This is a genomic window from Methylobacterium sp. WSM2598 (genome assembly GCF_000379105.1).
In the GTDB taxonomy this organism is placed as follows: domain Bacteria; phylum Pseudomonadota; class Alphaproteobacteria; order Rhizobiales; family Beijerinckiaceae; genus Methylobacterium.
Genome location: NZ_KB900609.1, coordinates 3,703,228 through 3,715,853 on the forward strand (window position 1 = coordinate 3,703,228; position 12,626 = coordinate 3,715,853).

General features: G+C 73.9%; 9 protein-coding genes. 3 read left to right on the forward strand and 6 right to left on the reverse strand.

The annotated features are described in order from the left end of the window. Positions 1–57 precede the first annotated feature (57 nt). The 6 genes from MET2598_RS0117670 to MET2598_RS0117695 all read right to left on the reverse strand — a co-directional run bounded on the left by MET2598_RS0117670 (position 58) and on the right by MET2598_RS0117695 (position 8,564). On the reverse strand, positions 58–1,746 hold the full coding sequence (locus MET2598_RS0117670; protein ID WP_018261761.1) for a hydantoinase B/oxoprolinase family protein: 1,689 nt from the start codon (positions 1,744–1,746) through the stop codon (positions 58–60). After that, positions 1,743–3,824 carry a hydantoinase/oxoprolinase family protein gene (locus tag MET2598_RS0117675; protein WP_018261762.1) on the reverse strand — a complete coding sequence of 694 codons (2,082 nt, stop codon included), beginning with the start codon at positions 3,822–3,824 and terminating at the stop codon, positions 1,743–1,745. Before MET2598_RS0117675 ends, MET2598_RS0117670 begins: the two co-directional genes overlap by 4 nt. A gap of 91 nt (positions 3,825–3,915) precedes the next feature. Then, positions 3,916–4,626: an ABC transporter ATP-binding protein gene (locus tag MET2598_RS0117680; protein ID WP_012331853.1), complete on the reverse strand. Its 711-nt coding sequence runs from the start codon at positions 4,624–4,626 to the stop codon at positions 3,916–3,918. Further along, positions 4,626–5,405, reverse strand: a complete 780-nt coding sequence (locus MET2598_RS0117685; RefSeq protein ID WP_018261763.1) for an ABC transporter ATP-binding protein — start codon at positions 5,403–5,405, stop codon at positions 4,626–4,628. Before MET2598_RS0117685 ends, MET2598_RS0117680 begins: the two co-directional genes overlap by 1 nt. Next, positions 5,402–7,282, reverse strand: coding sequence for an ABC transporter permease (locus MET2598_RS0117690; RefSeq protein WP_018261764.1), 1,881 nt, complete (start codon positions 7,280–7,282; stop codon positions 5,402–5,404). Before MET2598_RS0117690 ends, MET2598_RS0117685 begins: the two co-directional genes overlap by 4 nt. Before the next feature lie 61 nt (positions 7,283–7,343). Further along, the gene (locus MET2598_RS0117695) at positions 7,344–8,564 is read right to left on the reverse strand and encodes an ABC transporter substrate-binding protein (protein WP_018261765.1); all 1,221 of its coding nucleotides are present in this window, start codon (positions 8,562–8,564) and stop codon (positions 7,344–7,346) included. Positions 8,565–8,890: 326 nt separating this feature from the next. On the opposite strand from MET2598_RS0117695, the gene glpD reads away from it, so the two are divergent. The 3 genes from glpD to MET2598_RS0117710 are packed head-to-tail and all read left to right on the forward strand — an operon-like array spanning position 8,891 to position 12,613. Beyond that, on the forward strand, positions 8,891–10,420 hold the full coding sequence (gene glpD, locus MET2598_RS0117700) for a glycerol-3-phosphate dehydrogenase (protein ID WP_018261766.1): 1,530 nt from the start codon (positions 8,891–8,893) through the stop codon (positions 10,418–10,420). 11 nt (positions 10,421–10,431) lie between these two features. Beyond that, positions 10,432–11,520 carry an ABC transporter ATP-binding protein gene (locus tag MET2598_RS0117705; protein WP_018261767.1) on the forward strand — a complete coding sequence of 363 codons (1,089 nt, stop codon included), beginning with the start codon at positions 10,432–10,434 and terminating at the stop codon, positions 11,518–11,520. A gap of 10 nt (positions 11,521–11,530) precedes the next feature. Beyond that, positions 11,531–12,613, forward strand: coding sequence for an ABC transporter ATP-binding protein (locus tag MET2598_RS0117710; protein WP_018261768.1), 1,083 nt, complete (start codon positions 11,531–11,533; stop codon positions 12,611–12,613). Positions 12,614–12,626: the final 13 nt, after the last annotated feature.

Sequence of the window (12,626 nt, forward strand, 5' to 3'; positions counted from 1 at the left end):
CGGCCTCCGCGGCCGGCGGGCGGGAGACCGGAATGCCGCGCATCGGAGATCCCGCCCTCATTCCCGCCTCCCCCACAGCGCCTCGGCCTCCTCGGCCGTGTAGTAGCCGCGCCGCACGTCCCGCGCGATCAGGGCCGGATCGCGCTCCCGCGGATCGCCGTAGCCCCCTCCCCCGGGGGTCATGATCTCGACCCGGTCGCCGGCCCGGATGGCGATGTTCTGGTCCTTCGACAGGTGGGCCGGCGTGAAGGTCTCCCCGTCGCGGTGGATGCGCACCACGTTCGGCGCCCCGTCGCCGCCGCCGCGCACCCCGGGCGGGCCGAAGCGGCCGTGATCCATCACGAAGGAGGCCCGCGCCTCCCCGCGCAGCAATTCGACCTCGTAATGCACGCCGAAGCCGCCCCTGTGCGCGCCGGCCCCGCCCGAGCCCTCCCGCAGCGCGAAGCGGCGGAACAGCACCGGGTAATACTGCTCCATCACCTCGACGGGCGCGGTCTTCGAGATGCCGATGGTCGAACAGCCGTTCGACAGCCCGTCATGCGCGGCATTGCCGCCGTAGCCGCCGCCGGTGATCTGGTACATGACGTAGGGGGATTGCTTCTGCGGGTCGAAGCCGCCGAGGGCGAAATTGCCCGAGGTGCCGGCCGGCGCCGCGGTCACCCGGTCGGGGATCGCCTGGACCAGGGCCAGGAACACGGCTTCCGCGATGCGCTGGCTCACCTCCGCGGCGCAGCCCGAGACCGGGCGCGGGTAGCGGGCATCCAGGAAGGTCCCCTCGGGCCGGCGGATCACCAGGGGCTCGAAGGTGCCGGCATTGATCGGCACGTCCGGGAAGACGTGCTTCACCGCGAGGTAGACCGACGAGACGGTGGTCGCCAGGACCGAGTTCATCGGCCCCCGGCACGGCGGCGAGGAGCCGGAGAAGTTGAAGTGCAGGGTGTCGTCCCGCTTGGTCAGCGTGAGGGCGATGCGCAAAGGCGCGTCCACCACCCCGTCCGAATCGACGAAGGCCTCGCTGGCGTAGGTGCCGTCCGGGATGCGGCGGATCTCGGCCCGCATCCGCTCGGCCGAGCGGATGCGGATCTCGCGGATCGCCGCGTCGAGGGTGGCGCGGCCGACCTTCTCCAGGAGCTCCCGCAGCCGGGCCTCGCCGACCGCGAGGGACGCGGCCTGGGCCCGGATATCGCCGATCCGCTGGTCCGCGACGCGGATGTTCGAGGTGATGATGGAGAAGATCTCCGGATCCATCGCGCCGCGCTTGAACAGCTTGACCGGGGGCAGGCGCAGCCCCTCCTGCTCGACCTCGGTGGCGTGGGCCGAGAAGCCGCCCGGCACCATGCCGCCGATATCCGGCCAGTGGCCGGTATTCTGGAGCCAGCAGAACAGCTCGCCCTCGACGAAGACCGGGCGCACGAAGCGCACGTCCATCAGGTGCGTGCCGCCCAGGTAGGGGTCGTTGACGATGTAGACGTCGCCGGGCTCCGGGGCGCCGGCCCGGCCCTCGCGGATCAGCCGGATCAGCTCGCCGGTCGAGTGCTGCATCGTGCCGACGAAGACCGGCAGCCCGTACTCGCCCTGGGCGATGAGCGCGCCGGTGTCGCGGTCGTAGATGCCGTCCGAGCGGTCGTCGGCCTCCGCGATCACCGGCGAGAAGGCCGAGCGCGAGAAGGCGATGTCCATCTCGTTGCAGACCTGCTGCAATCCCGCCTGGATCACCGCCAGGGTGAGGGGGTCGAGGGCGCTCATGCGCGGATCCTCAGGTTGCCGATGGCGTCGACGGTCGCGTGCGCGCCGGGCTCGATCACCGTGGTGGCGTCGACCTGCTGGATGACGGCCGGACCGGCGATGCGCGCGCCCTCGGGCAGGCGCTCGCGGGCGTAGATGGCGGCCTCGTGCCAGCGCCCCTCGGCGTGGAGGGGCCGGGTCCCGAGCCGGGCCCCCGCGAGGTCGGTGCGCGCGGCGGGATCGAGCAGGCTCCCGAGCGGGAAGGCGCGGCGGCGGCCGATCACCGAGGTGACGAGGTTGACGAGGACGGCGCGGATCTCCGGCAGCCGGACCTGGAAGCGCCGGAAATAGGCGGCCTCGAACAGCTCCTGCAGCGCCGCGCGGCCGAGGTCGGGCCGCGGCAGCGCGACCCGGATCAGGTGGGTCTGGCCGCGGAACTGCATGTCGGCGCCGTAGGTCACCGTGACCGCCTCGATCTCGGCCCGCTCGGCCTCGATCAGCGCGCGCGCCTGCGCCTCCTGCGCGGCCAGCACGGCGCGGACCTCGTCCATGGCGAGGCCGTCGAGGGGGCGGTTGAGGGTGTTGACCCGGTCCTGGCGCAGGTCCGCCACCAGGCAGCCGAGGGCGTTGGTGAGGCCGGGGCGGGCCGGCACCAGCACCTCCGGGATGCCGAGTTCGCGCGCCAGCGCCACCGCGTGGAGCGGCCCGGCCCCCCCGAAGGCGAAGAGCACGAAGTCGCGCGGGTCGTAGCCGCGGGCGAGGGAGACCATCCGGATCGCCCCCGCCATGTGGACGTTGCCGAGCCGGATCACCGCCGCGGCCGCCTCCTCGACGGAGAGGCCGAGGGGGCGGGCGAGGTCGCGCGCGAAGGCGCCGCGGATCGCCCCGAGGGGAACGCGCTCCCGCACGGCGGTGAGCCCCTCGGGGTCGAGGCGGCCGAGCACGAGGTTGGCGTCCGTCACCGTGGGCCGCGCGCCGCCGCGCCCGTAGCCGACCGGGCCGGGCTCGGAGCCGGCGCTCTCGGGGCCGACCTGCAGCATCCCGGCCCGGTTCACCGCGGCGATCGAGCCGCCGCCGGCCCCGACCGTGTGCACGTCCACCATCGGCAGGTGGATGGGCAGGCCGTAGGCGAGGGTCAGTTCCGCCGAGACTTCCGGCACGCCGCCGGCGATCAGGGCGACGTCGGTCGAGGTGCCGCCCATGTCGTAGGTGACGGCGTTCGACAGGCCCGCCTGCGCGAGCGTCGCGGCGGCGGCCATCACGCCGGAGGCCGGGCCCGACATCACGGTCTTGGCGGCCGCCTCGACCACCCGGGCGGCCGGCACCGTGCCGCCGTTGCCGTTCATCACGAGGAGGTCGCGGGCGAAACCCCCCGCCCCGAGCTCGTCCTGCAGGCGGCGCAGGTAGCGGTCGAGGATCGGCTGCACGGCGGCGTTGACCGCCGCGGTGGTGCCGCGCTCGTACTCGCGGAACTCCGACAGGAGCGCGTGGCCGAGGGTGACGTAGGGGTTGGGCCACAGCGCCCGGGCGATCTCGCCCGCCCGCCGCTCGTGGGCCGGGTTGGCGTAGGCGTGCAGGAAGTGGATGACGAGGGCCTCGCAGCCCTCGGCCAGGAGCGCCCGCACGGCCGCCTCCACGGCCGCCTCGTCGAGGGGGATGTGCACCTGCCCGTCCGCCCGCATGCGCTCGGGCACCTCGCGGCGCAGCTCGCGGGGGATCAGCGGCTCGAAGGTGCCGAACAGACCGTAGGGCTTCGGCCGGGTGCGGCGGCCGAGTTCGAGCACGTCCCGGAACCCCGCCGTGGTGACGAGCCCGACCCGGGCGGTCTTGCGCTCCAGCACCGCGTTGGTGGTGGCGGTGGTGCCGTGGATGACGAGGTCGAGGGCGGCGGGCGCGGTCCCGGCCGCCGCGATCGCGGCGAGCACGCCCTCGGCCTGGTTGCGCGCCGTGGTCGGCACCTTGGCGAGCCGCACCCGCAGGGTCCCGTCCGGCCCGGTCTCGGTGAGGAGGAGGTCCGTGAAGGTGCCCCCGACGTCGATGCCGGCGACGCGCCTCATCGGGCGGCTCCGCCCGCGCGGCCCCGTCGGCCCGTCGCGCATCCCGTTCCCGTTCCGTGACCGGCCATCCCGCAACCCCGATCGTTCGTCTACGAACGGTCCCGCCGCGCGGTCCCGCCCCGCCTTCCCCGCCTCACACCGTCAGGTACGCGTCCCGCACCGCCTCGTTCGCCTCCAGCTCGGCCATCGCGCCCTCGAAGCGGACCGCGCCCTTCTCGATCACGAAGGCCCGGTCGCAGACCGCCGCCGCGAAGGTCAGGTTCTGCTCGGAGAGCAGCACCGCCAGCCCCTCCCGCTTCATGCGCAGCACCGCCTCGGCCATCTGCTCGACGATGACCGGCGCCAGCCCCTCGGAGGGCTCGTCGAGGAGGACCGCGTGCGGGTTGCCCATCAGGGTGCGGGCGATGGTGAGCATCTGCTGCTCGCCCCCCGACATGGCCGAGGCCCGGCGGCGGCGCATCTCGGCGAGGTTGGGGAAGATCGCGAACAGGCGCTCCAGGGTCCAGGGCGCCCGCCCGTCGGTCGGGCCCTTGCGGCCGACCTCCAGGTTCTCCTCGACCGAGAGATCCGTGAAGATGCGCCGCTCCTCCGGCACGTAGCCGAGGCCGAGGCGGGCGATGCGGAAGGGCTCCCAGCCGGTCACGGCGCGGCCCTCGAAGGCGACGCGGCCTGCCGTCGGCACCAGGAGCCCCATGATCGCCTTGAGGGTCGTGGATTTCCCGGCCCCGTTGCGCCCCATCAGCGCCGCCACCTCGCCGCGGCGCAGGCTGAGCGTCACGCCGAACAGCACCTCTGCCTGCCCGTAGGCGGCGCGAAGCCCGGTCACGTCGAGGAGCGCCTCCATCAGGCCACCTCCCGGCGGGCGCGCAGGGCCGCGGCACTCCCCGCCTCGCCGAGATAGACCTGGCGCACCCGGGCGTCGGCCCGCACCGCCTCGGGCGGCCCGGCGGCGATGATCTCGCCGCGCACCAGGACCAGCACCCGATCGGCATGGCCGAACACCGCCTCCATGTCGTGCTCGGTGTAGAGCACCCCGATGCCCTGGCCGCGGGCGAGGCGGGCGGTGAGGGCCATCAGGCCGCCGCGCTCGCGCGGCGCCATGCCGGCGGTGGGCTCGTCCATCAGCAGGAGCTTCGGCCGCGCGGCCAGCGCCACCGCGAGCTCCACCCGCTTCACGTCGCCGTAGGCGAGTTCGGCCACCGGCCGGTCGGCCTCCGCCCCGAGCCCGACCTCGCCGAGGAGGGCGAGCGCGTCGTCCCGGTACAGGCGGCGCGCGTCGGCGAAGAGCGCCCGGCTGCGGCCGCGATGCGCGACGAGCGCCATCTGGACGTTCTCGGCGACGCTCATCGACACGAAGGTCTGGGCGACCTGGAAGGTGCGCCCGACCCCGGCCCGCCCGATCGCCCGGGCCGGCAGGCCGGTGACGTCCCGCCCCGCCAGGGTCACGCGGCCGGAATCGGGCCTCAGCTGCCCGCCCACCATGTTGAAGGTGGTGGATTTGCCCGCCCCGTTCGGGCCGATGATCGCCAGCATCTCGCCCGCCGCCAGCGTGAAGGACACGTCCCGGGCGGCGGCGACCCCGCCGAAGGACTTGGTCAGGCGGTCGACGGCGAGCAGGGTCACGCGCGCGCCTCCGCGGGGACGGGCCGGCGGCGCCGGCGCAGGAGGTCGGCCGCCCCGGCGAGGCCGTGCGGCAGGGCCAGCACGGTGGCGATGATGGCGAGGCCGAGCAGCAGGCGCCAATAGGCCGCGAGCGGCATCACCGCGTCCTTGAGCGCGTGGAAGAAGCCCGCCCCGACCAGGGGACCCATCAGGGTGCGGATGCCGCCGACCAACACCATGACCAGGAAGTCGATCGAGGTCGGGATCGCCGCGAGGGTCGGGTCGATCGAGCCCTTCTGGAAGGCGTAGAGCCCCCCGGCGAGGCCGGCCGCGCCGCCCGCCAGGGTGAAGGCGAGCCAGCGATGCGTGCGGGTGTCGAGCCCGATCGCCTCGGCGCGGGTGGCGGAATCGCGGGCGGCCCGCAGGCCGTAGCCGAAGGGCGCGAAGACGATCCGGCGCAGCGCCGCGATGCACGCGAGGGTCGCGGCCGCCACGAGGTAGAAGTAGGTGGTGCGGCCGGCGGCCCAGGCGGAGGGCCAGACGCCGACGAGGCCGTTGTCGCCCCCCGTCACCTCCACCCACTGGAAGCCGATCGCGTAGACGATCTGCGCGAAGGCCAGGGTCAGCATGGCGAGGTAGATCCCCGACAGCCGGACGATGAAGAAGCCGAACAGGGCGGCCCCGAGCGCGCCCGCGAGCGGCGCGGCGAGGAGCGCGAGCTCCATCGGCGCCCGCAGCGGCCCGGTGACGAGGAGCCCGGCCGCGTAGGCGCCGAGGCCGAAATAGGCGGCGTGGCCGAAGGAGACGAGGCCGCCGACGCCGACCAGGAATTGCAGCGAGAAGGCGGCGAGCGCGAAGACCAGGATCTCGGTCGCGACCTTGACGAGGTAGGCGTCGCCGACGAGCGGGACCGCCAGCAGGGCCGCAACCGCGAGCCCGGTCAGCGCCGCCTCGGCGGGGCGGAAGGGCCGCAGGTGCAGGATGCCCTCGGGCAAGCGGCCCGACGCGGCGATCTCGGGCCGGCCGAGCAGGCCCCAGGGCTTGACCACCAGCACCACCGCCATCAGGGCGAAGACGAGGACCAGGGTGGCCTTGGGCAGGAGCAGGATGCCGAAGGCCTGCAATTCGCCGATCAGCAGGGCGGCGAGGAAGGCGCCCGGCACCGAGCCCATGCCGCCGATCACCGTGACCACGAAGGCGTCGGTGATCACCGCGAGGTCCATGTGGCCGTTGGCCGGCACGCGGGGGATCTGCAGCGCGCCGCCGAGCCCGGCCAGAGCCGCGCCGAGGAACAGCGTGAGGGTGAAGAGCCGCGCCTGGTTGACGCCGAGCGCCCCGACCATGTCGCGGTCCTGGGTGGCGGCGCGGATCAGGATGCCGAAGCGGGTGCGGTGCATCAGGAGCCAGAGCAGCCCGAGCAGGGCCGGCCCGATCCCGATCAGCACGAGGTCGTAGGCCGGGAAGCGCTGGCCCAGGATCTCGACGCCGTGGCGCAGGGAGGGCGCCCGCGGCCCGGCGAGGTCGACCGGCCCCCAGATCGCCAGCACCAGATCCTCGACGATCAGCACCACGCCGAAGGTGGCGAGGAGCTGGAACAGTTCGGGCACCCGGTAGAGGCGGCGCAGCAGCAGCATCTCCACCGCGACGCCGATCAGCCCGACGAGGAGGGCCGCGAGCAGCACGCCGAGGAAGAAGGAGGCGGGCGTGTAGCTCAGGTCGAGGAGGCGCGGGACGAGCGAGACCGCCAGGTAGGCCCCGAGCATCGTGAAGGAGCCGTGCGCGAAGTTCACGATGCGGGTGACGCCGAAGACCAGGGTCAGGCCCGAGGCGATCACGAACAGCGACGCGGCGCTGGCGAGGCCGGACAGGGCTTGCAGGACGAGGAAGGAAGGGTCCATGCGCTCGCGTCGCTCATCGTGTCCCCTCCTCCCGGCCGGGAGAGGGGTCCGGCATCCCGGGTCAGGCCTTGCGGGCCGCCCTCACCTCCGCCTCGGGAAACAGGTAATCCGCCCCGTCCGCGTAGCGGACATTGCGCATCGTGCCCTTGCGCCCGTCGAGGGCCGTCTCGCCGATCCAGGCGCCGAGCGTCGATTGGTGGTCGAGGGCGCGCATCGTGACCTTCCCGGCGATGGTCTCGGAGGTCAGCCCCTCGAGGGCGGCGATCAGCGCCTCCGTGTCGGTGGACTTCGCCGTCTCCAGGAGGTCGCGGATCATGTGGACCACGACGTAGCCGAGGAGCGAGCCGAGCCGCGGCGTGTCGGAGAACCGGGCCCGGTAGGCGGCCACGAATTCCCGGTGGCCGGGGGTGGCGATGGTCTCCCACGGATAGCCCGTGGTGATCCAGCCCTCCGGCGTCTCGTCGCCGAGCGGGATCATGTATTCGGGCTCGCCGGTGAGCAGGCTCGCCACGGTCCGCTTCTCGAACAGGCCGCGGGTGTTGCCCTCGCGCACGAAGGCCGTGAGGTCGGCCGCGAACAGCACGTTGAACAGCCCGTCCGCCCTCGTCTGCGCCAGGGCCCCGACCGTCGCGCCGGCGTCGATCTTGCCCAGGGCCGGATATTGCTCGCCCACGACCTCGAAGCCCGGCACCGCCGCGCCCATCAGCCGCTTGAAATTCGCCGCGGCCGATTGGCCGTACTCGTAGTTCGGGGCGACGATCGCCCAGCGCTTGACGCCCCGCCCCTTCACGGCCTCGACGAGCATCTTCGTCTGCATGTAGGTGCTGGGCCGGACCCGGAAGGTGTAGCGGTTGCCCCCGCCCATCGTCAGCGCGTCGGTGAGGGGCTCGGTGGCCAGGAACATCACCTTGCGCTGGTTGGCGAAATCCGCCACCGCGAGGCCCACGTTCGACAGGAAGGTGCCGCACAGGAAGGCGACGTTCTCGCGGGTGAGGAGCTCCTCGGCCACCCGCACGGCGTCGCCCGGCGTGGAGCCGTCGTCCCGGAAGACCATCTCGATCGGGCGTCCGCCGAGGGCCTTGATGCCGCCGGCCTGGTTGATCGCGTCCTGCGCGAGCAGCATCGCGTTCCGGTAGGGACCCGCGAAGGCCGCCATGCGCCCGTAGGAATTGAGCTCGCCGATGCGGATCGGGCCCTCGGCGGCCCGCGCGGCCCGCAGCCCGAACGGGGCCGCGGCGAGCCCGCCGACCACGGCGCGGCGAGAGAGCGGGGGCAGGCTCATGACACGAATCTCCGGCATCGACGGGTGTCGACACGACTATCGGGCGCGTCGCCGAATGTCTGCAAGTCGTTCGTGTACGAACGATACGATGCTCCGGGGCGAGCGCAAGAGGTGGGGCTGCGGAAATGTCGGGCGGGCCGTGATGCGGGAATGGGCAGGGCGGGACGCCGCGCCTCCGGGCCCCGGCCGGCCCGCCCATCCGAAACCAATCGCCTTTCGCATCCCGCCGCTTGTCTTCGCTTTCGGGCTCACCTAGGTTCGTTTCGCGCGAGAAGCGAAAGGGCCCGCGAGCCCGAATCTGGCGGGCCTGAATCTGGGAGGCGTCCTTGAGCCTGCGGCCCGAGCAGCCCGGCCTCTACGACCTCGCCGTGATCGGCGGCGGCATCAACGGCACCGGCATCGCCCGCGACGCGGCCGGACGGGGCGCGTCGGTCGTGCTGTTCGAGCAGGGCGACCTCGCCGGCGGCACCTCCTCGGCCTCCACCAAGCTGATCCACGGCGGCCTGCGCTACCTGGAGCATTGCGAGTTCCGCCTCGTGCGCGAGGCGCTGATGGAGCGCGAGGTGCTGTGGGCCAGCGCCCCCCACATCGTCTGGCCGCTGCGCTTCGTCCTGCCCCACCTGCCCGGCCTGCGGCCGGCCTGGCTCTTGCGCCTCGGCCTGTTCCTCTACGACCATCTCGGCGGCCGCAGGCTGCTGCCGGGCACGCGCAGCCTCGACCTCGCCCGCGACGAGGCCGGCGCGCCCCTCAAGGCGGGGTTCCGGCGGGCCTTCGAGTACTCGGATTGCTGGGTCGAGGATGCGCGCCTCGTCGTGCTCAACGCCCGCGACGCGGCCGCCCGCGGGGCCGAGATCCGCACCCGCACCCGGGTCGTGGCGGCCGCGCGCGGGCCCGCGCACTGGGAGCTGACCGTCGAGGCCGGGGGACGGCGCGAGACCGTGCGGGCCCGCATCCTCGTCAACGCCGCCGGGCCCTGGGTGTCCGAGGTGCTCACCGGCGTGGTGCGGGCGAATGCGGCGGCGGGGGTGCGCCTCGTCCAGGGCAGCCACATCGTGGTGCGCCGGCTCTTCCGGCACGACCGCGCCTACATCTTCCAGAACCCGGACGGGCGCATCGTCTTCGCGATCCCCTACGAGCGCGACTTCACCCTGATCGGCACCACCGACCGCGACTACCGGGGCGACCCCGCCGCGGTCGCGGCGAGCGAGGAGGAGATCGCCTACCTGTGCGCCGCCGCGAGCGAGTACTTTCGCGAGGCGATCCGGCCGCAGGACGTGGTCTGGACCTATTCGGGCGTGCGCCCGCTCTACGACGACGGCGCCGGCAAGGCCCAGGAGGCGACGCGGGACTACGTGCTGACCCTCGACGCGGGCGGGGACCGCGCGCCCCTGCTCTCGGTCTTCGGCGGCAAGATCACGACCTACCGGCGCCTCGCCGAGGCGGCCCTGGAGCAGCTGCGCGACCACCTCGGCGCCGCCCGCGCGCCCGCCTGGACGGCGCGGGCGCGGCTGCCCGGGGGCGACTTCCCGGCGACCGGCTACGCGGCCCTGGCGGCGGCGATCCGGCGCGAGTACCCCTTCCTGGACCCGGCCCACGCCGCCCGGCTGGTGCGGGCCTACGGCACCGAGGCGCGCGAGATCCTGCAGGGCGCCCGCGGCCCGGCCGATCTCGGCCGGGTCTTCGGGGCCGACCTGACCGAGCGCGAGGTGCGCTACCTGATGCGGCGGGAATGGGCGGTCGGCGCCGAGGACGTGCTGTGGCGGCGCTCGAAGCTCGGGCTGCGGCTCAGCCCGGCCGAGGCGGCGGCGCTCGACGGGTTCATGCGCGGGGACGCGGCCGCGTCCTCGGCGGCCTGAGGGAGGGCGCCATGGGCCTCGTGCTGGAGGGCGTGACGAAGCGGGTCGGGGCGCGGACCCACCTCCACCCGGTCGACCTGTCGCTCGCCGCGGGCTCGCTCACCGTGCTGCTCGGCCAGACGCTGGCGGGCAAGACCTCGCTGATGCGCCTGATGGCGGGGCTCGACGTCCCGAGCGAGGGCCGCGTGCGCGCGGGGGGCCGGGACGTCACCGGCTGGCCGGTGCGGCGGCGCAACGTGGCGATGGTCTACCAGCAATTCATCAATTACCCGTCCCTGACCGTGTTCGAGAACATCGCCTCGCCGCTGCGGGTGGCGCGGCTGCCGCGGGCGGAGATCGAGGCCCGGGTGCGCGAGGCGGCGCGGCTGCTGCGGCTCGACCCCTACCTGCAGCGGCGGCCCCTGGAGCTGTCGGGCGGCCAGCAGCAGCGCACCGCCATCGCCCGGGCGCTGGTCAAGCGGGCCGACCTCGTGCTGATGGACGAGCCGCTGGCCAATCTCGACTACAAGCTGCGCGAGGAATTGCGGGAGGAGCTGCCGCGCATCTTCGCGGCGACGGGGGCGATCTTCGTCTACGCGACGACCGAGCCGGCCGAGGCCCTGCTGCTCGGCGGCCACACCGCGACGCTGCACCAGGGCCGGGTGACGCAGTTCGGCCCGACGGCCGAGGTCTATCGCCGGCCGGACGACCTCGTCACCGCGCAGGTCTTCTCGGACCCGCCCCTCAACACGCTCGCCGGGACCAAGGCAGGCGGGCGCGTCGCCCTCGCGACGGGCGGGCAGGCCCGCGCCGCCGGCCCCCTCGCGGCGGTGCCGGACGGACCCTACACGCTCGCCATCCGCGCCCATCACCTCTCCCTCGACCCACTCGGGCCGGAGGCGATCACGGTCCCGGCCAGCGTCGAGGTGGCGGAGATCACCGGCTCCGAGAGCTTCGTCCACGTGGCGGCGGGGGAGCACCGCTTCGTCGTGCAGCGGCCCGGCGTGCGCCGGCTCGAGCCCGGCACGGCGGTGAGCGTCCACCTCGACCCGCACCACCTGCTGCTGTTCGACGAGGCCGGGCGGCGGGCCGCGGCGACGCCCGCCCAGGCGGCGGCCTGACGGGGCGGCCATGGCCCGCATCACCCTCGACCACCTCGCCCATTCCTACCGGCCGCATCCGGCCGGGCCGCAGGATTACGCCCTGCGGGAGATCGACCACGTCTGGCGCCAGGGCGGGGCCTACGCGCTGCTCGGCCCCTCCGGCTGCGGCAAGACCACCCTGCTCAACATCATCTCGGGGCTGGTGGTGCCGACGCGCGGGCGCATCCTGTTCGACGGCCGCGACGTGACCGCCCTGCCGACCGAGGCGCGCAACATCGCCCAGGTCTTCCAGTTCCCGGTCGTCTACGACACCATGACGGTGCGGGAGAACCTCGCCTTCCCGCTGCGCAACCGGCGGGTGCCGGCGGCCACGATCCGGGCCCGCGTCGAGGAGATCGCGCGCCTCCTCGACCTCGGCGGCCTCCTCGACCGCCGGGCGCAGAACCTGACGCCGGACCTCAAGCAGAAGATCTCCCTCGGGCGCGGCCTCGTGCGGCCCGACGTGGCGGCGATCCTGTTCGACGAGCCGCTCACCGTCATCGACCCGCACCTGAAATGGCGCCTGCGCTCGACGCTGAAGGAGCTGCACCGCAAGCTCGACCTGACGATGATCTACGTCACCCACGACCAGACCGAGGCGCTGACCTTCGCCGACACGGTCGTGGTGATGCATGACGGCGCCGTGGTCCAGACCGGCACGCCCGAGGAGCTGTTCGACCGCCCGGCCCACACCTTCGTCGGCCACTTCATCGGCTCGCCGGGCATGAACCTGCTGCCCGCGCGGGTCGAGGGCCGCACGGCGCTGGTCGAGGGCCACGCGATCCCGCTCGCCCGCGCCTATCCGCCCCTGCCGGGGGGCCGGATCGAGCTCGGGGTGCGGCCGGAATTCGCCGCGCTCACGGCCCGCGGCCCCGGCCTGCCGGTGCGGGTGAGGCGCGTCGACGATCTCGGCCGCCTCCGGCTCGCCCGGGTCGAACTCGCCGGCAGGCCCCTGGTGGCGACCCTGCGCGAGGGCGAGAGCCTGGACGGGGACGAGGCCGCGCTCAGCCTCGATCCGCGCCGGATCCACATCTACGCGGACGGGGCGCTGGTGCCCGGGGAGGCGGCGTGATGGCGCGGCGCGT